Annotated in this window: 22 protein-coding genes and 1 pseudogene; 14 read left to right on the top strand and 9 right to left on the bottom strand. The window is 75.4% G+C overall.

From position 1 onward, the window contains the following. Positions 1–22: 22 nt before the first annotated feature. From csrA to SJY06_RS00500, 4 genes and pseudogenes are all read left to right on the top strand, one after another. Positions 23–196, top strand: a pseudogene (gene csrA, locus SJY06_RS00515) (carbon storage regulator CsrA); the annotation flags it as partial. Between the two features lie 153 nt (positions 197–349). Further along, on the top strand, positions 350–1,030 hold the full coding sequence (gene purQ / locus SJY06_RS00510; RefSeq protein WP_380163536.1) for a phosphoribosylformylglycinamidine synthase subunit PurQ: 681 nt from the start codon (positions 350–352) through the stop codon (positions 1,028–1,030). Beyond that, on the top strand, positions 1,027–3,327 hold the full coding sequence (gene purL, locus SJY06_RS00505; RefSeq protein ID WP_380163534.1) for a phosphoribosylformylglycinamidine synthase subunit PurL: 2,301 nt from the start codon (positions 1,027–1,029) through the stop codon (positions 3,325–3,327). Before purQ ends, purL begins: the two co-directional genes overlap by 4 nt. A 7-nt stretch (positions 3,328–3,334) precedes the next feature. Beyond that, complete coding sequence (locus tag SJY06_RS00500) at positions 3,335–3,982, top strand: hypothetical protein (RefSeq protein ID WP_380163532.1); 648 nt, start codon at positions 3,335–3,337, stop codon at positions 3,980–3,982. A 12-nt stretch (positions 3,983–3,994) separates the two neighbouring features. Here SJY06_RS00500 and SJY06_RS00495 read toward each other — a convergent pair whose 3' ends face one another. Next, complete coding sequence (locus SJY06_RS00495; RefSeq protein ID WP_380163530.1) at positions 3,995–4,351, bottom strand: sterol carrier family protein; 357 nt, start codon at positions 4,349–4,351, stop codon at positions 3,995–3,997. A gap of 629 nt (positions 4,352–4,980) precedes the next feature. On the opposite strand from SJY06_RS00495, the gene SJY06_RS00490 reads away from it, so the two are divergent. Then, entirely contained in the window at positions 4,981–5,394 is a 414-nt protein-coding gene (locus SJY06_RS00490; protein ID WP_380163528.1) for a hypothetical protein, read from the top strand. Here the strand turns inward: SJY06_RS00490 and SJY06_RS00485 are convergent. After that, entirely contained in the window at positions 5,324–5,998 is a 675-nt protein-coding gene (locus tag SJY06_RS00485; protein WP_380163526.1) for a hypothetical protein, read from the bottom strand. The genes SJY06_RS00490 and SJY06_RS00485 overlap by 71 nt on opposite strands. A gap of 58 nt (positions 5,999–6,056) precedes the next feature. Between SJY06_RS00485 and purF the strand changes: the two genes are divergently transcribed. Both purF and purM read left to right on the top strand, forming a co-directional pair. Beyond that, the gene (gene purF, locus SJY06_RS00480; RefSeq protein WP_380163524.1) at positions 6,057–7,619 is read left to right on the top strand and encodes an amidophosphoribosyltransferase; all 1,563 of its coding nucleotides are present in this window, start codon (positions 6,057–6,059) and stop codon (positions 7,617–7,619) included. Further along, the gene (gene purM / locus SJY06_RS00475) at positions 7,616–8,770 is read left to right on the top strand and encodes a phosphoribosylformylglycinamidine cyclo-ligase (RefSeq protein ID WP_380163522.1); all 1,155 of its coding nucleotides are present in this window, start codon (positions 7,616–7,618) and stop codon (positions 8,768–8,770) included. The genes purF and purM overlap by 4 nt, the downstream gene beginning before the upstream one ends. Positions 8,771–8,879: 109 nt before the next feature. On the opposite strand, the gene SJY06_RS00470 is transcribed toward purM, so the two are convergent. Further along, a complete protein-coding gene (locus SJY06_RS00470; RefSeq protein ID WP_380163520.1) occupies positions 8,880–9,149 on the bottom strand; it encodes a DUF3073 family protein in 270 nt (89 codons plus the stop codon). 269 nt (positions 9,150–9,418) lie between these two features. Between SJY06_RS00470 and SJY06_RS00465 the strand changes: the two genes are divergently transcribed. Further along, positions 9,419–9,646, top strand: a complete 228-nt coding sequence (locus SJY06_RS00465) for a BldC family transcriptional regulator (RefSeq protein ID WP_380163518.1) — start codon at positions 9,419–9,421, stop codon at positions 9,644–9,646. A 124-nt stretch (positions 9,647–9,770) separates the two neighbouring features. Here SJY06_RS00465 and SJY06_RS00460 read toward each other — a convergent pair whose 3' ends face one another. Continuing rightward, complete coding sequence (locus tag SJY06_RS00460) at positions 9,771–10,877, bottom strand: Ku protein (RefSeq protein WP_380163516.1); 1,107 nt, start codon at positions 10,875–10,877, stop codon at positions 9,771–9,773. A gap of 82 nt (positions 10,878–10,959) precedes the next feature. Between SJY06_RS00460 and SJY06_RS00455 the strand changes: the two genes are divergently transcribed. From SJY06_RS00455 to SJY06_RS00440, 4 genes are all read left to right on the top strand, one after another. Beyond that, positions 10,960–11,907, top strand: coding sequence for a hypothetical protein (locus tag SJY06_RS00455; protein WP_380163514.1), 948 nt, complete (start codon positions 10,960–10,962; stop codon positions 11,905–11,907). After that, on the top strand, positions 11,904–12,782 hold the full coding sequence (gene ligD, locus SJY06_RS00450; RefSeq protein ID WP_380163512.1) for a non-homologous end-joining DNA ligase: 879 nt from the start codon (positions 11,904–11,906) through the stop codon (positions 12,780–12,782). The genes SJY06_RS00455 and ligD overlap by 4 nt, the downstream gene beginning before the upstream one ends. Positions 12,783–12,892: 110 nt before the next feature. Next, entirely contained in the window at positions 12,893–13,306 is a 414-nt protein-coding gene (locus SJY06_RS00445; protein WP_380163510.1) for a hypothetical protein, read from the top strand. Then, the gene (locus SJY06_RS00440) at positions 13,303–13,497 is read left to right on the top strand and encodes a helix-turn-helix transcriptional regulator (protein WP_380163508.1); all 195 of its coding nucleotides are present in this window, start codon (positions 13,303–13,305) and stop codon (positions 13,495–13,497) included. Before SJY06_RS00445 ends, SJY06_RS00440 begins: the two co-directional genes overlap by 4 nt. On the opposite strand, the gene SJY06_RS00435 is transcribed toward SJY06_RS00440, so the two are convergent. Both SJY06_RS00435 and SJY06_RS00430 read right to left on the bottom strand, forming a co-directional pair. Then, entirely contained in the window at positions 13,485–14,690 is a 1,206-nt protein-coding gene (locus tag SJY06_RS00435) for an NAD(P)/FAD-dependent oxidoreductase (protein WP_380163506.1), read from the bottom strand. The two genes, SJY06_RS00440 and SJY06_RS00435, sit on opposite strands and share 13 nt — an antisense overlap. Before the next feature lie 25 nt (positions 14,691–14,715). After that, a complete protein-coding gene (locus tag SJY06_RS00430; protein ID WP_380163504.1) occupies positions 14,716–15,480 on the bottom strand; it encodes a PepSY domain-containing protein in 765 nt (254 codons plus the stop codon). A 221-nt stretch (positions 15,481–15,701) separates the two neighbouring features. Here SJY06_RS00430 and SJY06_RS00425 point away from each other — a divergent pair, with 221 nt between their 5' ends. Then, positions 15,702–16,364: a response regulator transcription factor gene (locus SJY06_RS00425; RefSeq protein ID WP_380163502.1), complete on the top strand. Its 663-nt coding sequence runs from the start codon at positions 15,702–15,704 to the stop codon at positions 16,362–16,364. Between the two features lie 25 nt (positions 16,365–16,389). Next, positions 16,390–17,796, top strand: a complete 1,407-nt coding sequence (locus SJY06_RS00420) for an ATP-binding protein (RefSeq protein ID WP_380163500.1) — start codon at positions 16,390–16,392, stop codon at positions 17,794–17,796. A 22-nt stretch (positions 17,797–17,818) separates the two neighbouring features. On the opposite strand, the gene SJY06_RS00415 is transcribed toward SJY06_RS00420, so the two are convergent. From SJY06_RS00415 to SJY06_RS00405, 3 genes are all read right to left on the bottom strand, one after another. Continuing rightward, positions 17,819–18,532: a L,D-transpeptidase family protein gene (locus SJY06_RS00415; protein WP_380163498.1), complete on the bottom strand. Its 714-nt coding sequence runs from the start codon at positions 18,530–18,532 to the stop codon at positions 17,819–17,821. A gap of 152 nt (positions 18,533–18,684) precedes the next feature. Next, positions 18,685–19,497, bottom strand: a complete 813-nt coding sequence (locus SJY06_RS00410; RefSeq protein ID WP_380163496.1) for a hypothetical protein — start codon at positions 19,495–19,497, stop codon at positions 18,685–18,687. A gap of 166 nt (positions 19,498–19,663) precedes the next feature. After that, positions 19,664–20,518, bottom strand: a complete 855-nt coding sequence (locus tag SJY06_RS00405) for a hypothetical protein (RefSeq protein WP_380163494.1) — start codon at positions 20,516–20,518, stop codon at positions 19,664–19,666. Positions 20,519–20,732: the final 214 nt, after the last annotated feature.

Raw genomic sequence — 20,732 nt, 5'->3', positions numbered from 1 at the left:
GCCTTCCCCCTAGTCTTCGGGGATGCTGGTCCTGAGCCGCCGCACCGGGGAGTCCCTCGTCATCGGGGACGACGTCGTCGTCACCGTGCTGGAGGTCAAGGGCGACGGCGGGGTGAGGCTGGGGATCGACGCCCCCCGCACCACCCGGGTGCACCGCGCCGAGGTGTACGCGGCCGTCAAGGCGGCCAACGCCGAGGCCAGCCGGGCCGGGTCCGAGCCCTCGGCCCCCCAGGTCGAGCAGCTGCTGTCGCTGGCGGCGCGCCGCGGCGAGCCCGGGTCCGCCCCCGCGCCGGGGGCCGACGGGACGACCTCGGAGCAGAGCGGTCCCACCGGCCACTAGGCTCGCCGGGTGCGAGTCGGAGTCGTCACCTTTCCCGGTTCCCTCGACGACGGCGACGCCGCGCGTGCCGTCAGGCTGGCCGGCGCCGAGCCCGTGAGGCTCTGGCACGCCGACGCCGACCTGCACGGCGTGGACGCGGTGGTGCTGCCCGGAGGGTTCTCCTACGGCGACTACCTGCGCTGCGGCGCGATCGCCCGGTTCGCCCCCGTGATGACCGCCGTCATCGAGGCGGCGGGGCGCGGCACGCCCGTGCTGGGCATCTGCAACGGCTTCCAGGTGCTGTGCGAGGCGCACCTGCTGCCCGGCGCCCTGGTCCGCAACGAGGCCCAGCGCTTCGTCTGCCGGGACCAGCGGCTGCGGGTCGAGACGACGGCGACCGCGTGGACGTCGGGCTTCGAGACCGGCGCCGAGGTCGTCGTGCCGCTCAAGAACGGCGAGGGCGGCTACGTGGCCGACGAGGCGACCCTGGACCGGCTCGAGGGCGAGGGCCGGGTGGTGTTCCGGTACCTGGGCGGCAACCCCAACGGCTCCCGTCGCGACATCGCGGGCATCAGCGACGCCGGCGGCCGGGTCGTGGGTCTCATGCCGCACCCGGAGCACGCCGTCGAGCGGGGCTACGGCCCCGGCACCGACGGGCTGACGGTCTTCACCTCGGTGCTGGCCGGTGCCGTCGCGGGGGTGCTGGCGTGAACGTCGACAGCGTGAGCACGGCCGCGGCCACCCCGGACGTCGAGCAGCCGTGGGCGGACCTCGGCCTGCGGGCCGAGGAGTACGCCCGGATCCGCGACATCCTGCGCCGTCGCCCCACCTCGGCCGAGCTGGCCATGTACTCGGTCATGTGGTCCGAGCACTGCTCGTACAAGTCGTCCAAGGTGCACCTGCGCCGCTTCGGCGACGCGACCCCCGCGGCGCTGGCCAACGGCTCGACCACGATGCTGGCCGGGATCGGCGAGAACGCCGGCGTGGTCGACATCGGCGACGGCTGGGCCGTGACGTTCAAGGCCGAGTCGCACAACCACCCCAGCTTCGTCGAGCCCTACCAGGGGGCGGCCACCGGGGTCGGCGGCATCATCCGCGACATCATCGCCATGGGCGCCCGCCCGGTCGCGGTGATGGACTCGCTGCGCTTCGGTGCGGTCGACCACCCGGACACCGCGCGCGTCGTGCACGGCGTCGTGGCCGGCGTCGGCGGCTACGGCAACTGCATCGGCCTGCCCAACATCGGCGGCGAGGTCTACTTCGACCCGAGCTACCAGGGCAACCCGCTGGTCAACGCGCTGTGCGTGGGTGCCCTGCGCCACGAGGACCTGCACCTGGCCAACGCCACCGGCCTGGGCAACGTCATCGTGCTGTTCGGGGCCCGCACCGGGGGCGACGGCATCGGCGGCGTGAGCGTGCTGGCCAGCGAGACGTTCGAGGACACCGGGCCCTCCAAGCGCCCGGCCGTGCAGGTCGGCGACCCGTTCCGCGAGAAGCTGCTCATCGAGTGCTGCCTGGAGCTGTTCCACGCCGGCGTGGTCGAGGGCATCCAGGACCTGGGCGGGGCGGGCCTGTCCTGCGCCACCAGCGAGCTGGCCTCGGCCGGCGACGGCGGGATGCGCGTCGCGCTGGAGCAGGTGCCGCTGCGCGACCCCTCGCTGCGCCCCGAGGAGATCCTCATGAGCGAGTCGCAGGAACGGATGATGGCCGTCGTCCGTCCCGACCGGCTCGAGGAGTTCCTGGCCATCACCGACCGGTGGGAGGTCGAGTCCGCCGTCCTGGGCGAGGTCACCGACACCGGCCGGCTCGAGATCACCTGGCACGGCGAGACCGTCGTCGACGTACCGCCGCGCACCGTCGCCCACGAGGGCCCGGTCTACGAGCGCCCCTACGCCCGTCCGGACTGGCTGGACGCGCGCCAGGCCGACCGGGCCGAGGACCTGCCCCGGGCGCAGGACGGGTCCGCCCTGCGCGAGCAGGTGCTTGCCATGGTCGCCTCGCCCAACCTGTGCAGCCGGGCCTGGGTGACCGACCAGTACGACCGCTACGTGCTGGGCAACACGGCCATGGCCACCCCCGACGACGCCGGCATCGTCCGGGTCGACGAGACCACGGGCCGCGGCGTGGCGCTGGCGCTGGACGGCAACGGCCGCTTCGCCGCGCTGGACCCGTTCGCGGGCGCCCAGCTGGCCCTGTCGGAGGCTTACCGCAACGTCGGCGTCACCGGCGCGGTGCCCATCGCGGTGACCGACTGCCTCAACGCCGGCTCACCCGAGGAGCCCGGGGCGATGTGGCAGTTCGCCGAGGTCGTCCGAGGGCTGGCCGAGGCCACGGTCGAGCTGGGCACCCCCGTCACCGGGGGCAACGTCAGCTTCTACAACTCCACCGGGGACACCGCCATCCACCCGACGCCCGTCGTGGGCGTGCTGGGCGTGCTCGACGACGTCGACCGGCGCATCCCGTCCGGCTGGTCCGCGGCCGGCCAGGCGCTGTACCTGCTCGGCACGACCCGGGACGAGCTGTCCGGGTCGGCCTGGGCCGAGGTGGTCCACGGTCACCTGGGCGGGCTGCCGCCGCAGGTGGACCTGGCCGCCGAGCGGCTGCTCGCCGCCGTCATGCTGGCCGCCAGCCGGGACGGCCTGGTCGACGCGGCGCACGACGTGTCCGACGGCGGGCTGGTCCAGGCCCTGGTCGAGGGCTGCCTGCGCCACGGCGTGGGGGCCCGGATCTGGTTGGACGGCCTGCTCCAGCGCGACGGCGTCGACCTGACCGCGGCGCTGTTCGGCGAGTCCGTGGCCCGGGCGGTCGTGGCGGTGCTCCGCAGCGAGGAGATCCGCTTCACCGACGTGGCCACCGCCCGCGGCCTGCCGCACGTGCGGATCGGGGTCACCGACGACGCCGGCGGCCCGGCCGGGCGGCCGGAGCTGGAGATCACCGGGGTCGGCACCTTCGACCTGGCCGAGCTGGGCACGGCCCACGAGGGCACGCTGCCCCGCCTGTTCGGCTGAGGTGACCGTGCCGCGCGGTGAGCCGACGCGCGGGGCCGACGAGCGCGGGGCGGTCCGCCCCCGGCCGGCGCACGGGGCCGCCTCCGTCCCCGAGGGCGGGGCCGTGCCCGAGGACGTCATGGCCGCGACCCGCACCGACGCCGTGCTGGTGCTGCTGCTGTGGGTGCTGCGCCGCAGCTTCTACCCGCTGCTGCTGGCCGGTCTGGCCTTCGCCTGGATCGCGGGGGAGGTGACCCCCGTCGCGCTGGTGCGGCTGGAGAACCCGTTCCAGCTCGTGGCGGCGCTGTTCACGCCGCTGGCCGGGATCGCCCTGGCCATCGCGGTGCGGGTGCTGGTGGACCTCGTCGCCCTCGCCGTCGCGTTCCCCCGGACCCGGTGGGTGTCGGAGGAGGAGGCCCGGGTCGACGAGGCCGGGCACCGCCGGGGACCCGTCCGGCGCTGGGTCGACCGGCTGTACATGACCGCCGCCTACCGGGAGCTGCGCAGCACGTGGACCGTGCGCGGCCGGGCCACCACGCAGCTGGGCCGCTCGAGCCGGTGGCTCACCGCGCTCAACGTCGCGCTGTGGACCGCCACGGTGCTGGCCGGTGTGCTGCTCGGCTGGGCCGTGCTCGACACGCCGGACCTGGTCTTCCTCGCGCCGGGCGGCGACTGAGCGGCCCCGCCGTCAGAGCCCGCGCAACGGCAGCACCGCGGCCAGGTCCGCCCGGTTGCCCGACGCGCTGACCGTGCCCCCGGCCAGGGCGTCGGCCCAGTCCAGGGTGCCGTCGACCAGCGCCAGCCAGGTGGCCGCGTCGGTCTCGACGACGTTGGGCGGCGTGCCCCGGGTGTGCCGCGGTCCCGCGATGCACTGCGCCACCCCGAACGGCGGCACCCGGACCTCCACGCTGCCCCCGGGTGACAGCAGCGCCAGCCGCTGCAGGGTCCAGCGGACGGCCGTGGCCGTCACCGGCCGGGTGCGGTCACCGGCCCGCCAGGACAGCACGGCCGCCCGCCCGGTCGCGTCGTCGATGCGTCGGGCCACCGCGACATCCTCCCCGACGCGACCGGGTCAGCCTCGTGGGGGTCGACGACGACGTGGATCAAGGCGTTGTCGATCGCGTGGGGGCTGCGGGGGGCGACAGCGACGTGGATCAAGGCGTTGTCGATCGGGCCGGGGTGGGCCGGGGTGGGCCGGGGCGGGCCGGGGCCAGGTGGGGCGGGCCGAGGCGAGGTGGGGCGGGCCGAGGCGAGGTGGGGCGGGCCGAGGCGAGGTGGGTTGGGCCGAGGCGAGGTGGGTTGGGCCGAGGCGAGGTGGGTTGGGCCGAGGCGAGGTGGGTCGGGCCGAGGCGAGGTGGGTCGATGGCGGCGTGGATCAAGGCGTTGTCGATCGGGTGGGGCCTGTGGGGGTCGATAACGACGTGGATCAAGGCGTTGTCGATCGGGTAGGGCCTCGTGAGGGTCGACATCGACATGGATCAAGGCGTTGTCGATCGGGCCGGGCCGGGACGGGGCGGGCCGGGCCGGGACGGGGCGGGCCGGGACGGGGCGGGCCGGGACGGGGCGGGCGGGACGGGACGGGGCGGGACGGGGCGGGGCGGGACGGGGCGGGACGGGACGGGGCGGGACGGGGCCGGTCAGGCCGGTGGGGGTGCCGCCCACTAGCCTCGGGGCGTGGGCACGGACGACGAGCAGCACCCGGACGGCGTCACCTCCGGTCCGCCCATCAGCCCTCCCGCAGAGGCAGGCACCCCCGCAGAGGCAGGCACCCCCGCACAGGCAGGCACCCCCGCCGTCCGCCAGGTCCGGGCGTACCGCACCCCGCGGTACCCGGTGTTCCTCGTCACCGGCGCCCTGCTGGGCCTGGCCGTCGGGATCGCGATCGCCGTCCTCGGGGGCGGGGACGAGCCCGCGGGCAGCGCCACCGACGCGGGCGTGCTCGGCTACTTCGCCGCGTTCGGGGCGCTGGTCGGCGCCCTGCTGGCCGGCGGCCTGGCCGTCGTGGTGGAGTCGCTGCTCAACCGCGGACGTCGTGGACGAGCTCGGCGCGGCCGTCGACCGTCTCCGGGCGGAACCCCACCGCGGTGAAGTAGTCCGAGCGGTCGGCCATGCGGTGGCCGGCCAGCAGCCGGTGCAGCCCGTGCGCCGCGAGCCGGCCGTCGCCGCGGTAGACGAACGTGCCGACCGAGAAGTCGCGGAACCGGGCCGTCACGTAGTCCAGCTCGACCCGGGCCACGCCGTCACCGCCGTCGCAGAGCACGACCACGCCCACGGTCTCGTCCCCGCGCAGCACCAGGAACGCGCAGACCCGGCAGGTGCCCGGCGGCTCCTCCCGACGCAGCAGGTCGGGCAGGTCGAAGCCGGGGTTGTGCCGCTCGACGTCCGCCGCGTGGACGCGCAGCAGGTGGGCCAGGTACTCCGAGCGGGGGTCCACCTCCACCACCTCGTAGGTGCGGCCGTCGTCCCGGCTGCCCAGCAGACGGGACAGGTGCCACACGTTCAGCACGGCGATGACGGCGTTCATGGCCACCATCGGCCAGATGCCCAGCAGCGCGTTGAACAGCGTGAGCACCAGCGAAGCGATGAGGTTGAGCAGCCGGAAGCGCAGGACGTTGGACAACGACAGCGACAGGATGAGCACGGCCGAGCCCGCCCAGCCGAGGGCGTCGAGCCACCAGGTGCCAGGGGACATGCCGCGCAGCGTACGGCCGTGGCGCACGGGTGGCCGCCCGGCTGCCACACTGGGGTACGTGCCACGCGGAGACGGCCGACTCAGCCATGACCTGCTCCCAGGGGAGAAGGGCCCGCAGGACGCCTGCGGGGTCATCGGGGTGTGGGCCCCCGGCGAGGAGGTGGCCAAGCTCGCCTACTTCGGGCTGTACGCGCTGCAGCACCGCGGCCAGGAAGCCGCCGGCATCGCGGTCAGCAACGGCCGCCAGATCACGGTCTACAAGGACATGGGCCTGGTCTCGCAGGTGTTCGACGAGTCGAGCCTGGGCACGCTGACCGGCCACATCGCCGTCGGTCACGCCCGGTACTCCACCACCGGCGGCAGCACGTGGGAGAACGCCCAGCCCACGCTCGGCCCGACCGCGTGGGGCACCGTGGCCCTGGGCCACAACGGCAACCTGACCAACTCCGACGCCCTGCGCGAGCGCGTCGTGGCCCACGAGGCCTCCGCCCGCGCGGACGGCACCCGGCTGGGCGTCAGCGAGTTCGAGCGCGGCAACACCACCGACACGGTGCTCATCACGTCGCTGCTCGGCGGTGACCCCAGCAACCGGCTGGAGGAGACCGCCCGCACCGTGCTGGCCGACCTCGAGGGCGCGTTCTCGCTGGTGTTCATGGACGAGCACACGTTGTACGCGGCCCGCGACCGCCACGGCGTCCGCCCTCTGGTGCTGGGCCGGCTGGACCGCGGCTGGGTGGTCGCGTCGGAGACCGCGGCCCTGGACATCCTGGGCGCCAGCGTGATCCGCGACATCGAGCCCGGCGAGCTGGTCGCCATCGACGCCGACGGGCTGCGCACGTCCCGCTTCGCGCCGGCCGAGCCCAAGGGCTGCGTGTTCGAGTACGTCTACCTGGCCCGGCCCGACTCCAAGATCGCGGGCACGGTCGTGCACGGCGCCCGGGTGCGGATGGGACGCAGCCTGGCCCGCGAGCACCCGGTCGAGGCGGACCTGGTCATCCCGGTCCCGGAGTCCGGCACCCCGGCGGCCATCGGCTACGCCGACGAGTCCGGCATCCCGTACGCCCAGGGGCTGGTCAAGAACTCCTACGTCGGCCGGACGTTCATCTCGCCGTCGCAGACGCTGCGCCAGCTCGGCATCCGGCTCAAGCTCAACCCGCTGCGCGAGGTCATCGAGGGCAAGCGCCTGGTGGTGGTCGACGACTCCATCGTGCGCGGCAACACCCAGCGGGCGCTGGTGCGGATGCTGCGCGAGGCCGGTGCGGCCGAGGTGCACGTCCGGATCTCGTCCGCCCCGGTCACGTGGCCGTGCTTCTACGGCATCGACTTCGCCAGCCGGGCCGAGCTGATCGCCACCGGGCTGGCCGTCGACGAGATCCGCTCCAGCGTCGGCGCCGACTCCCTCGGCTACCTGAGCCACGAGGCCATGCTGGCCGCGACGCAGCGCCCGGCCGACCAGCTGTGCTCGGCCTGCTTCACCGGGCAGTACCCCATCGCGCCGCCGCGCACCAGCATCGGGGCGCCGGCCACCCAGGGGGAGTTCGCCTTCGACGTGGAGGCGGCCCGCGTCGACGCGGCCCGCACGGGGTCGCAGGACGGCGCCCGGGGCACGGTCGCCCCGTGACGGGCACCGGCAGCGGCGGCGGCACGGGCGACCGGCCGGGGCTCACCTACGCCGCGGCGGGGGTCGACACCGAGGCCGGTGACCGCGCCGTGGACCTGATGAAGGCCGCCGTCCGCCGCACGCACGCCACCACCGCCGGGTCGTGGCCCGTGGTCGACGGCGCCGGTGGCTTCGCCGGGCTGGTGGACGCCTCGGCCCTGGTCGGCATGCGCCGACCGCTGCTGGCCACCTCCACCGACGGGGTCGGCACCAAGGTCGCGGTGGCCCAGGCCATGGACGTGCACGGCACGGTCGGCATCGACCTGGTGGCCATGGTCGTCGACGACCTGGTGGCCTGCGGGGCCCGGCCGCTGTTCATGAGCGACTACGTGGCCTGCGGGTCCGTCGTGCCCGAGCGCGTGGCGGCCGTGGTGGCCGGCATCGCCGAGGGCTGCGTCATGGCCCGCTGCGCCCTGGTCGCCGGCGAGACGGCCGAGCACCCGGGCCTGCTGGGCCCGGACGAGTACGACATCGCCGGGGCCGCCACGGGCGTGGTCGAGGCCGACGAGCTGCTCGGCCCGGAGCGGGTCCGTCGCGGCGACGTCCTCGTCGCCCTGGCCAGCTCGGGCCTGCACTCCAACGGCTACAGCCTGGCGCGGGCGGTCGTGGCCCGGCAGGGCTGGGCCTGGGACCACCACGTGCCGGACCTGGGCCGGACCATCGGCGAGGAGCTGCTGGAGCCGACCACGGTGTACGCGGGCCTGCTGGTGGACCTGCTGGCGGCGGTCCCGGGGGCCGTGCACGCCATCAGCCACGTCACCGGGGGCGGGATCGCCGCCAACCTGGCGCGGGTGCTGCCCGTGGGCCATCACGCCGACGTGGATCGGTCGACCTGGGCGCCGCCCGCGGTCACGACCGTGCTGGGCGAGGCCGGCGGCGTGCCTCAGGCCGACCGGGAGCGCACCTGGAACCAGGGCGTCGGCATGGTCGTCGTCGTCGACCGCGACCAGGCCGGCGGCGTGCTCGACCGGCTGGCGGCCGACGGCACGCGGGCGTGGGTCTGCGGCGAGGTCACCGACGCCGACCCCTCGGCCCCCGTGGACGACGAGACGTCACGGGGAACCAAGGGCGTCGACGGCGGATCGGCCCGGCTGGTCCGCTCGCACCGCTGAGCCCACGGCCCCGATGGGCACGTGGGGCAGAGGTGCGCTGGAAGACGACCTGGGACCGGGCCGGTGCGTGTCCGGCGTGCAGGGCCTGGCGTGCGGGCCCCTACGACGCTCAGCGGTAGGAGCTCTCCCAGTCCGCGTAGTCGTCGTCGCCTGCTTCCTCCTCGGGTGCGGGAGGCTCCGGCGGACGCGCCGGACCTTCCTTGCCCTCGGAGTGGAGCTCGTTGGCAAGCGCTGCGTAGTCGGTCTCGGGGCTGAAGTACTTCAGCTGCCGAGCGACCTTCGTTCTGCTTTGCCTTCTGACGGCCGCGCCCCATGGCGTCGACCCCCTCACCTCGGTCCGGGGGGCTGGCGCACGTGGCGGGGCCCCCGGAGTACTCATCCGGTCCTCGTGGGCTCAACGGTACCCGCTCCCCGGGTGTTCCCACACCCGGAGCCGACACGGCCCGTCGGACGGGTGCACGCGCGGGCCTCGCAACGGCGTCCATCCTCCGATCGGACGATGCGTCGCTCACCGGTTCGTCGGGGACCTACGAACCGAATGACGGTTCCGCCACGGGGCGTACGGGATGAGAATTCTGTCCACAAGATGAGCGGTGTCCGACATCTCCCCCCCTTGCCGGACCGCGCTGGACCCCGAGAGGAACAGCCATGAGCACGAACCCGCGCACTGCAGCTCCCGAGGACGAGGAGCTCCTGACCCCCGCCGAGGTCGCCGCGATGTTCCGCGTCGACCCCAAGACCGTGACCCGCTGGGCCAAGGCGGGCAAGCTCTCCTCGATCCGGACGCTGGGCGGCCACCGCCGCTACCGCGCCTCCGAGGTGGCCCGGCTGCGCGCCGGCATCCCCGGCCAGCGGAGCGAGGTCGCCGGCGCCTGAGCCCACCGGCCCACCCAGTCGGGTGCGACCGCTGCGGCGGTCGCACCCCGTCGGGGCCGGTGGCGCCCACCGCCCGGGCTCCTCGCCACCCCTCCAACGGGGCGGGCGCAGCTCCCGCCCGCGGTCAGGACGCCTTGCTCGCGGCGCGCTTGGTCGCGGTCTTCTTGGCTGCGGTCTTCGTGGCCGTGGTCTTCGTCGCCGCGCTGGTCTTCTTCGCGGTGCTCGCGGCGGCCGTCTTCTTCGCGGTGGTCTTCTTGGCCGCGGTCTTCGTGGCCGTGGTCTTCTTCGCCGCGGTGGCCTTCTTCACGGTGGTCTTCTTCGCGGTGGACCTCGTCGACCCCGCGGCCGGCTTCCGAGTGCCGGACCCTGCCGTGGCCTCGCCGTCCGCACGGCCGTCGTCACCGTCGGCGGGCTCCTGGTCGGACCCCGTGGTCCGGGCCGTGGTCCGCGTGGAGCCCGTGCGCTCGACCGACGCCCGCAGCGCGGCCATCAGGTCGACGATCTGCGCGTCGCCGTCGTCGTCGCCGCGGTCCACCGGGGCCGGGCGGGCCTCGCCGTCGTCGGCCTTGGCCGCGATCAGCTCGCGCAGCGCCTCGGTGTAGGAGTCGCTGTACTGCTCGGGGTCGAAGTCCGAGGCCATGGACTCGACCAGGGACGACGCCATGGCCAGCTCCTGCGGTCGGACGTCGACCTCGCCCTGAAGCACCTCGAAGTCGGCGGCCCTCACCTCGTCGGGCCACAGCAGGGTCTGCAGGACGATGACGTCGTCGCGGACCCGCAGCACGGCCATGGACTCGCGGCGCCGCATGGTCACCGTCACGACGGCCATCCGGTCGGTCTCCCGCAGCGCCTCGCGCAGCAGCGCGTACGGCTTGGCCGCGCGGGCCTCGGGCTCCAGGTAGTAGGTCTTGTCGAACATGATCGGGTCGACCTGGTCGGCCGGCACGAACTCCTGGACCTCGATCTCCTGGCTGCTGCTCACGGGCAGCGAGTCCAGGTCGCCCTCGTCGATCATGACCACCTGGCCGTCGTCGGTGGTGTGCGCCCGGGCGATCTCGTCGGTGGGCACCTCCTCGCCGTCCACGGTGCAGGTCTTGCGGTACCGGATCCGGCCGCCGTCCTCCCGGTGGACCATGTGCAGGGAGACGTCGTGCTGGCTGGTGGCCGTGTACAGCTTGACCGGGACGTTGACCAGGCCGAAGGCGACGGCGCCCTTCCACATCGCGCGCATGGTCCAGGGTGGCGCGCCGCGGGCCGTCGCGCCAGCCTCCCGCCGGTGCCGGCCGGGCGTGTCGGGGTGGGAACCTGACGGGGTGACGGTCGAGGTGACCCCGATGCTGCCCGTGGCGGTGAGCGCCGCCGAGCTGCCCAGCGGCCCGGCGTGGGGCCACGAGGTCAAGTGGGACGGCTACCGGGTGCTCGTCCGCGCGGCGGCCCGTGGGGCGCGGTCGGGTTCCGGCGGCCCGGCCCGGGCGCTGCGGCTGGACTCCCGCACCGGGCTGGACCTGACCGCCCGCTTCCCGTCGCTGGCCGGGATGGTCGACGTGGTCGCCGACGGCACCGTGCTGGACGCCGAGGTGGTCAGCCTGGTGGCGGGCCGGCCGGACTTCGCCGCGCTCGCCTCGGGCGACCCGGCCGGTGCCGTCCGCCTGGTGGTGTTCGACGTCCCCGTGCTGGGCGGCACCGACGTCTGCCGGGAGCCGCTGCACGTGCGCCGGCAGCTGCTGGCCGGCCTCGACCTGCCCGGCTGCGCGCTGGTCTCGGAGGTGTTCGACGACGGGGCCGCGCTGCTGGGCGCCACGCAGCAGCAGGGCCTGGAGGGCGTGGTGGCCAAGCGCCTGGACTCGCCCTACCGGCCGGGCGTGCGCTCGCCGGACTGGCGCAAGCACGCCCACCGGCGCCGCCGGACCGTGCTGGTCGGCGGCTGGCGCCCGGCCGACGGCCACCCCGGCCAGGCGGCGTCCCTGCTGCTCGGGGCGCCCGACGCGGCCGGGGACGTGCGCTTCCTGGGTCGGGCGGGCAGCGGCATCACGGCCCGGTCGGGGGCGGTCCTGGCGCAGCGGCTGGGGGACGTGCCCGCCCCGGCGCCGCCGTTCGCCGACCCGGTGCCGGCGCCGGACCGGCGCGGGGTGCGGTGGTGCCACCCGGTCGTCGCGGTCGAGGTGGCCTACCGCGAGCGCACCGGATCGGGCAGGCTCCGTCACCCGGTCGTGCTGGGCGTCCGTGAGGACGCGGCCCCGGACCCCTGGGAGGACGCGTGAGCGACGAGCAGACGGTCGACGTCGACGGCCGCCGGGTCCGGCTGACCCACCTGGACCGGGTGCTGTTCCCCGCCACCGGGACCACCAAGGCCGAGGTGGTCGACTACTACGCCCGCATCGCCCCCGTCCTGCTGCCGCAGCTGCGCGACCGCCCGGTCAGCCGCGTGCGGTTCCCCCGCGGCGTGGGGGCGCCGTCGTTCGTGGAGAAGAACGTGCCCGGCGGGGCGCCGTCGTGGGTGCGGCGGCAGCAGCTGCACGCCGAGCCCGAGGACGAGTCCTCGACCCAGGTGGAGTTCCCGTTCCTCGACGACGTCGCCGGTCTGGTGTGGTCGGCCAACCTGTCCGCGATCGAGCTGCACACGCCGCAGTGGAGCGTCGGTCCCCGCGGCGGCTTCCGCGGCGTCGACCGGCTGGTCGTCGACCTGGACCCGGGGGAGGGCGCCGGCCTGGCTGAGTGCGCCGCCGTCGCGCACCTCGTGGCCGAGCGGCTGGGTGACGACGGCCTGGACACCGTCCCGGTCACCTCGGGCAGCAAGGGCATGCAGCTGTACGCGCCCTGGTCCGCGGCCGCGGGGACCGCGCACGGCAGCACCCGGGCGTACGCGAAGGCGCTGGCAGAAGGGCTGGCCCGGGACCATCGCCGGCTGGTCGTCTCGGACATGCGCAAGGCGCTGCGCCGGGGCAAGGTGCTGGTCGACTGGTCGCAGAACCACCTGGCCAAGACCACGGTGACGCCGTACTCCCTGCGGGGTCGTGACCAGCCCCGGGTGGCCGCGCCGCGCGCCTGGGACGAGGTGGGGGACGACCTGGTGCAGCTGTCCCCGGCCGAGGTGCTGGAGCGGGTCGGGCGCGACGGGGACCTGATGGCCCGCTGACGGCGGCTGCCCGGACGCAGGGGTTGGTCCCCGACATGTCAAGCGTGCTTGACGTCGACGGGATGGTGGCCGTACCGTGTCAAACACACTTGACATGGGAGGTGGGTCGGATGGCAGGGACGACGCCGGACGGCTTCGAGCGCCGCGCGGTGACCCGCACGGCCTGGCTGGCGTTGTGGACCACGCTGTGGACCGCGTCGCTGGCCCTGGCCAGGTTCGGTCCGGGCGGGTTGTGGCAGGCCGACGCGCTCACCTGGGGCGCCGTGGGCCTCAACGTGCTCGTCGGCCTGGGCTGGGTCGTGGCCTTCACCCGGTACCTGAGCAGCCTCGACGAGCTCCAGCGGGCGCTGCAGCTCGCCGCGCTGGCGGTCACGCTCGGGGCGGGGTGGGTGCTCGGGTTCGCGCTGCTGGTGGTGGACCAGGCCGACCTGCTCGGCAACGGTGTCGACGTGGCGGTGCTGCCGGTGGCCATGGCGGTCGTGTTCGTCGCCGCCGTCGGCCTCGGTCACCTGCGCTACCGGTGAGGAACCGGATCGGCGAGCTGCGCGGCGAGCGGGGCTGGACCCAGGCGGAGCTGGCCCGCCGGGCCGGGGTGTCCCGGCAGACCGTCAACGCCATCGAGACCGGCCGGTTCGACCCCAGCCTGCCGGTGGCCTTCCGGCTGTCGCGGCTGCTCGGGCTGCCCCTGGAGGAGCTGTTCGACTACGACGGCTGAGCGAGCCCGCCCCGCACCAGCCCGCCCCGCACCAGACCGCCCCGCACCAGCCCGCCGCCGACCCGCAGGACGGTCGGGACGCTCAGCAGGCCCCGGCCGAGGCCGAGCTCGACCAGGTCGTCGAACACGGAGCGGTGGCGGGCCGCGGCCAGCACCCCGGCCGGGACCACGCCCGGCAGCCGGGCCGTGAGCCCCGCGACCGCCCCGGTGAGCCGCAGGTGGGCCCCGAGTCGCCGCCGCAGCATCCGGCGGTGGGCGGCACCCGCCCCCGCGCCCGGGGCGGCCACCGCGGCGGCCCCGGCGCACGCCCCCGACAGGACCGCGTAGTAGAGGCCCTCGCCCGTCATCGGGTTCACCAGGGACAGCGCGTCACCGGCCAGCAGTACCCGACCGTCCGGCTGCCGCGCCCCGGCCGAGGACAGCGGCAGGTGGTGGCCCCGCCAGGCCGTGCCCCCGGCGGTGGTGCCGGGCAGCAGGTCCTCCAGGCGGCGCAGCAGCCGCTCCCGCGTCAGGGGCCGGTCGTCGCGCAGCAGCTCGCCGTAGCCGACGTTGGCCCGGCCGTCGCCCACGGGGAACGACCAGGCGTAGGCGGGGCGGTCGTCGTCGGCGAACACGATGCGCTGCTCGTCGGCCAGGTCCGCCCGCACCGGGGCGTAGCCGCGCAGCGCCAGGGCGAGGTGGCCCCGGGGCGGCCCGGCCAGGCCGAGGGACCGGCGCACCGCCGACCCCGCGCCGTCGGCGGCCACCACGACCCGGGCACGTAGCTCGCGGCCCGTGACCGTGAGGGTGACCCCGTCCGGTCCGGCCTGCACCGCGCGGACGGTCCCCCGCCCCGGCACGGCACCCGCCGCGAGCGCGCCGGCGCGGATGCGGTCGTCCAGCACGGTCCGGGGCACCACCCGGGCCGGACGCCGCATGTCCCCCACGACGGCAGGCCCGGCGCGACCGCGGTCCACCGCCAGGTGCAGGCGGTGGACCGGGCGGTGGTCGTCGACCAGGCCGGGCAGGCCCAGGTCGGCCAGCACGTCGAGCGCGTGGGGGGCGATGCCGTCGCCGCAGGGCTTGTCGCGGGGGAACGCCGCCCGGTCCAGCAGGAGCACCCGGGCCCCGGGCCGGACCCGCAGCGCCGCCAGGGCCGCCGCCGAGCCGGCGGGTCCGGCCCCCACCACCACCAGGTCCCAGACCTCGCCCACCGGCCCAGTGTGACGGCCGCGGGGCTCAGTCGTCCTGGCGGATGTCCAGCACGGTGCCGGCCTCGTCGAGCAGGACCCGCTGCTCACGGCCCTGGGCGTCGTGGACCTCGACCTCCCAGGCCGCGCCGCCGTCGTCCTCGCGGTCGACGGAGTCCAGCCGGCTGCCCTCGCCCACGGCGTCCAGGGCGGCCTCCGCGATGCCGTCGCGGGTCAGCGCGGGGGCGTCGTCACCGCTCTGCCAGGGGGCCGGGGCGCCGGCGCTGTCGCGGAAGGTCAGGCCCTGGAGCTCGTACACCTCCAGGTCGTCGTCGTCGGAGTCCAGCCGGCCGAGCACCACGACCTCCTGCCCCAGCAGGCCCTCGAGCTCCTGCAGGGCCGGGTCCAGCGTGCCGTCGCCGTCGAAGTCCGCGACCGGGCCCGCGCCCAGGAGCCAGCCCTCCGGACCCAGCTCCAGGTCGACCCCGGCGACCTCGAGCTCGTCCCGGTCGTCGGAGTCGCTGTCGTCGTCGCTGTCGTCGTCCCGGGTCAGCACGCCCCGCACCTCGTCCAGGCCCTCGACCTGCCGGGACCCGGTGGTCGCGTCGTCGGTGGGGCCGTCGGTGGCGGTGGGGCCGCCGGTCGCTTCGGCGGTGGGGGTGCCGGTGGCGGCGGTGTCGTCGACCGTCACGTCGCCCACGCTGACGGCCTCGATCTGACGGACCTCGTCACCGTCGGAGGCGACGGCGGCGGCCACGCCGACCGCCACGACACCGGCCACGGCTGCGGCGACGACCAGGGGTGCTGTACGCATCGGACTCTCCTTCGCTCCGGGGGACCGGGCGGTCCCTCCTGCTGCCCAGAAGCCTGCTGCGCCCCGATGAACCGGTCCTGAGGCCCGCCTGACAGGTTCGTCAGGTTGCTGAGCCCACCGCCATCCTGCCCTCATCCGGGGTTCAGGCGCGGTGCGCGATCATGGCTTCCGCACGGGCGCCCGCCCGTGCCACCTGCCAAGGAGCAGCCGGGAGGGTCCGCGTGGCGGTACTGGTCGTCGAGGACGAGCCGGGGATCACGACGTTCGTCAAGCAGGGACTCGAGGCCGCCGGCTTCACGGTCATGACCGCCGCCGACGGCTGGGACGGCCTGGAGCAGGCGCAGGAGCCGGACGTCCAGCTCGTCGTGCTGGACCTGGGGCTGCCCGGGCTCAGCGGCGAGCAGCTGCTGGTCCGGCTGCGCCAGCTGCGGCCCGCCCTGCCGGTCATCGTCCTCACCGCCAAGGACGCCGTGAGCGACCGGGTGGCCAACCTGGAGGCCGGCGCGGACGACTACGTCGTCAAGCCGTTCAGCTTCAGCGAGCTGCTGGCGCGGGTGCGGGCCCGGCTGCGCCAGCCCGACCAGCCCTCGGCCACGCTGCTGAGCGTCGGCGGTCTGACCCTGGACGTCAGGACCCGGCAGGTGCGGGTGGGCGAGGCGCAGGTGAGCCTGTCCACGCGGGAGTTCTCGCTGCTGGAGGTGCTGCTGCGCCACCCCGACCAGGTGCTGTCCCAGGCGCAGCTGCTCGACCAGGTGTGGGGCTACGACTTCGACGGCGCGTCCAACGTCGTCGAGGTCTACGTGGGGCACCTGCGGCGCAAGATCGGGGCCGCGCACATCGAGACGGTCCGCGGGGCGGGCTACCGCCTGGTGTCGCGGTCATGACGGGCTCCCGGCCGGTGGCGCCGCGGTGACGGACCGGCTGCAGGTCCGGGTCGCGCTCATCGCCGTGGTCGTGATGGCGCTGACGCTCGCGGTGGTGTCGCTGGTCACGTGGCGGCTCATCCAGGTGGGCGAGCGGGCCGACGTGGACGAGGTGCTGCTGCTCGAGCTGGACGCCGCCCGCGAGGCCCTGCCCACGGAGATCGCCGACCAGGCCGGCCTCGACGGCGTCTCGTCCCCGCTGGAGCTGCAGCGGGCGGCGCAGGCGTTCCTGCGTCGCAACCCGGGCAGCGACCGGCACATGACGGCGGTGCAGGCCGGGGGCGAGCGGTTCGTCACCCAGGCGGGCCCGGCCCCGCTGCGCTCGCTGCGCGACGCCGACGCGCTGCCCGCGGACACGAGCGGCTCGGTCACCAGCATCGGCACCGGTGAGGGTCCCGTGCGGGTGCTGGCTTCGCCGCTGCGCGCCGCCGACGGCACCGAGCGCGGCGGGGTGGTGGTCTACGGCTCGCTGGCCGAGGGGCGGGCCACCGCCGCCGACGCCCTGCTGCGGATCGCGCTGGCCGGCGGGGTGGGCCTGCTCGTCGGCGGGGTGCTGCTCTTCCTGGCCGTCGGTCGTGCCCTGCGGCCCGTGGCCGACCTCGCCGAGGCCTCCCGGGGCCTGGGCCGCGGCACCCACACCCGCGTCCCGGTGCCGGAGCGGGTGGACGAGGTCGGCACGCTGGCCCGGGAGTTCAACGACATGGTCGACCGGCTGGAGCAGGCCGAGATGGAGCGCGGCGAGCTGCTCTCGGCGGTGTCGCACGAGCTGCGCACCCCGCTGGCCGTGGCCCGCGGCCACCTGGAGATGTTCCAGGCGTTCGGCCCCGGCGACGCGGTGGCGGCCCGGGACACGGCCGTGGTGCTGCAGCGCGAGCTGCTGCGCATCGGCCGCATCGTCGACGACCTGACCGCGGTGACCCGGGGCGACGACGTCGGCGAGGTGCAGCGGGAGCCCGTCTTCGCCCCGGACGTGCTGGAGCAGCTCGCGCAGCGGCTGGCCGGTCTCGGCCTGGACGACGTCGACCTGGGCCAGGCGCCGCCGGTCGTGCTGCTGGGCGACGAGGACCGGCTGGCGCAGACCCTGCTCAACCTGGTGCTCAACGCCCGCACGCACACCCCGCCCGGCACCCCGGTCCGGGTGCGGGTCGACGCGGCCCGGTCCCAGGTGCGCTTCGTGGTCGAGGACGACGGGCCGGGCATCGACCCCGAGGTCCTGCCGCGGGTCTTCGAACCGTTCGTCACCACCCGCCCCGGCGGAGCGCAGCGCACGTCCGGGCTGGGGCTGGCGGTCGTGCGGTCGCTCACCCGGGCGCAGGGCGGGACGGTCGCCGTCGACCCGACGTGGCCGGGCACCCGGGTGGTGGTCAGCCTGCAGGCCGCCGAGGTCGGCTGAGCGCGCCGGGATCGGCGGACGGTCAGAGGATCTGCACGGGCGTGCCCAGCGGCAGCAGCTCGGCCAGGTACGTGATGTCCTCGTCCGACAGCCGGATGCAGCCGTGGCTGACCGCCTGTCCCACGCTGTCGGCGTCGTCGGTGCCGTGCAGGCCGATCTGGCCCGGTCCGCCGCCGAAGCTGTCCAGCACCTCGGAGAAGCCGGACAGGCCGTAGGCGTAGGGGCCGTACCCCGCGTTGGTCGGCTCGAGCAGCTCCGTCAGGTAGAACAGGCCCAGCGGGGTGGGGGTGTCCCCGGTGCCGCTGGCCGCGGGCATGGTGCGCAGCACCTCGTCGCCCTCGTAGACCGTCAGCTCGTTGTCGGCCGTGGACATCACCAACCGGTAGGGGACCCGGGCGATGTCGACGTCCTGGGCCCGGACGAACCCGGTGGTTCCGTTGGGGCGCACCGGCACCATGACCTCGTACCAGCCGCGGCCCGGGTCGTCCGCGAGCAGGAACGTCAGGGGGGCGCCGGTGTCGCGCGGGTTGTCCAGCTCGTGCTGGACCGGTCCGCCGGGCGACTCGTGGACCTCGACCCGGTCGACGACGGCCGTCAGCACGAAGCTGTCGTCCGACGCCTCGGTCGGCTCGTCCGAGGCGGTCGACGAGGCGGCCGGGGAGGGTTGCTCGGACGGCTCCGGCGAGGCCTCGGGCGCGGTGGTCGGCGCCGACGTCGAGGGCGGCGCCGCGGCCACCGACGCGGCGGGCTCGGCCTCGCCCTGGCCGCACCCCGTCAGCGCCAGGGACAGCGCCAGGCCCAGCCCCAGGACCAGCGGCCGGGCGCGACGGCGCAGGCGGGGGAGCGACGGGCTCCCCCACCTGCGGACCGGGCGTGCGTCGATGCTGCTCAGCCCGTGAACGAGGCGCGGGCGGTCACCGGCTTGGCGACCGGGGCGTCACCGACGGGGGACGCGCCGCCGTCCTGACCGCCGTCCGAGCCGGCGTCCGTGGGGTTGCACTCCAGGGCCACGTCGCGCAGCAGCTCCAGCAGCCGGTCGTAGTCGACCTCGCCGAACAGGTCGGTCAGGGCGTCCTCGAGCTCGGCCTCCAGCTCGGCCAGCTCCTCCTCCACGGCCTCGACCGGGGCGATGAGCGGCTCCAGCACCGCCTCCGCCTCGGCCAGGTCGGCCTCGGCGTCGGCCAGGGCCTCCTCGGCGTCGATGCGCACGAGCTCCGCGTCGTCGCGGGCGGCGAGGGCCTCGTCGCGGGCCGTGGTCGCGGCCTCGATCTCGGCGTCGTCCCCGCCCTCGACGGCCACGAGCAGCGCCTCCTCCGCCTCGTCCAGCTCCTGCTGGGCGTCGGCCAGGTCGTCCTCGGCGTCCTCGACGGCCTCGAAGGCTTCCTCGACCTCGAAGAACGCGTCCTCGACGTCGAAGACGGCCTCCTCGTAGGCGATGAGCAGCTCCTCGTTCTCGGCGAGGATCGCGTCGAAGGCCTCCTCGAACTCGGCGAACAGCTCGTCGATGACGGCCTCGTCGAGGTCGGGGTCGAGGTCGACGTCGCCGAACTCCTCCTCCAGGGCCTCCAGCGCGGTGGTGCAGGCGGCCGTGGCCGCGGGCGCGGCGCTCACGGGGGCGGCGCCGACGAGCACACCGCCCACGCTGAGCGCGGCCGCGGCCACGGTGGCGACGAAGGGGGTCAGCGAGCGGCGAGCAGCCATGGTCCGTCCTCGGGGCGAGACACCAGGGAGCCACCGTCGTCGGTGCCCCCGAGCCCACCGGAGGTGGGCCATGAGCGATTGATACCAGGCGGCCGGGACGCACCGGTAGGGCAACCGCCGAAGTGCGCCGGATCGTGACCTGACCAGCGTCCCGGCGTCGCCTGGTTCAGCCGGTGAACGGCGCGCGGGTCGTCACCGGGGTGGCGACTGGGGCCCGGTCCACGTCGTCGACCGGGTCCGCCTCGGCGGGGCCGCCGACCCTGTCGACCACGGGTTCATCTGTCGCCCCGTCGGTCCCGTCGGGGTTCCCCACGTCGGCGGGGCACTCGCGCGAAACGGCGGTCAGGACGCTCGACAGGTGCTCGTAGTCCGAGTCGCCGAAGCGCTCGAGGAACAGTGCGTAGATCCCGTCGTACAGCTCGGCCACCTCGGCGTCGATGGCGTCGACCTCGCTGTGGACGTCAGCGAGCTCCGCGGCCGCAGCCGCGGCGGCGTCCTGCGCGCGGGCCGTGCCCGCGGCGGCCTCGTCCCGACGTCCGACGGCATCGACCTCCCGCGCGACCGCCTGGTCGCGGGCCAGCGTGGCCGACTCGACGGCCGTCGGGTCCCCGCCGTCGACCGCCACCTGGAGCTCGGCCTCGGCCACGGCGACGTCGGCGGCGGCGCTGTCGACGTCGGCCTGCCTGGTGGCGAGGCGGTCGGTCGACCACTGCAGGTCCTCCGCGGTGCGCCCCAGCACGAACTCCGCCTCGTCGAGGGCCGGCAGCAGCAGCGTCCTCTGCTCCGAGAGGGCCCCGGACGTGTCGTAGTGGTCGGTCACGAGGCCCCTGACCTCGGCCTCGAGGGCCGGGTCGTAGGTCACGCCGTAGCGGGTGTCGAGCTGCTCGAGCAGATCGAGGCACACCTCGGACCGGGGGGCGGCGCTGACCGGCGGCGCGCCGACGAGCAGCCCTCCGACGGCCAGGGCCATCACCCCGGTCACGGCGAGGAGGGAGGTGCTGAGGGAGCGGTGAGCGGGCATGGTCCGTCCTTAGGGCGGCGCGACGGGAGGTACCGTTCGTCGGCCCCCCGAGCCCACCGGAGGGTGGGCCCGCGGAGTTCCTACCAGCCCGCTCGAGAAGGTGGGGCGGGAACGGTGCGAACGGAGACTGGGCATCACCCGGACGGCGCGACCAGGCGCCAGCACGCCGCTCGTCCCCATCGGCGGACGCGTCGGTCGCGATGAGACGGAGGAG

This window comes from Jannaschia sp. R86511 (assembly GCF_042466345.1).
Lineage (GTDB): Bacteria > Actinomycetota > Actinomycetes > Actinomycetales > JBBAYJ01 > Aquipuribacter.
The sequence above is the reverse complement of the archived record's forward strand: the minus strand, read 5'-3'. Positions and strand labels throughout refer to the sequence as shown.

What these genes read in the sequence shown, in the direction of transcription:
- SJY06_RS00485 (WP_380163526.1), bottom strand. Translation starts at nt 5,998, where the DNA reads ATGTCCCCTGGCACCTGGTGGCTCGACGCCCTCGGCTGGGCGGGCTCG.
- SJY06_RS00470 (WP_380163520.1), bottom strand. Translation starts at nt 9,149, where the DNA reads ATGAGTACTCCGGGGGCCCCGCCACGTGCGCCAGCCCCCCGGACCGAG.
- SJY06_RS00465 (WP_380163518.1), top strand. Translation starts at nt 9,419, where the DNA reads ATGAGCACGAACCCGCGCACTGCAGCTCCCGAGGACGAGGAGCTCCTG.
- SJY06_RS00460 (WP_380163516.1), bottom strand. Translation starts at nt 10,877, where the DNA reads ATGCGCGCGATGTGGAAGGGCGCCGTCGCCTTCGGCCTGGTCAACGTC.
- SJY06_RS00445 (WP_380163510.1), top strand. Translation starts at nt 12,893, where the DNA reads ATGGCAGGGACGACGCCGGACGGCTTCGAGCGCCGCGCGGTGACCCGC.
- SJY06_RS00430 (WP_380163504.1), bottom strand. Translation starts at nt 15,480, where the DNA reads ATGCGTACAGCACCCCTGGTCGTCGCCGCAGCCGTGGCCGGTGTCGTG.
- SJY06_RS00410 (WP_380163496.1), bottom strand. Translation starts at nt 19,497, where the DNA reads ATGGCTGCTCGCCGCTCGCTGACCCCCTTCGTCGCCACCGTGGCCGCG.
- SJY06_RS00405 (WP_380163494.1), bottom strand. Translation starts at nt 20,518, where the DNA reads ATGCCCGCTCACCGCTCCCTCAGCACCTCCCTCCTCGCCGTGACCGGG.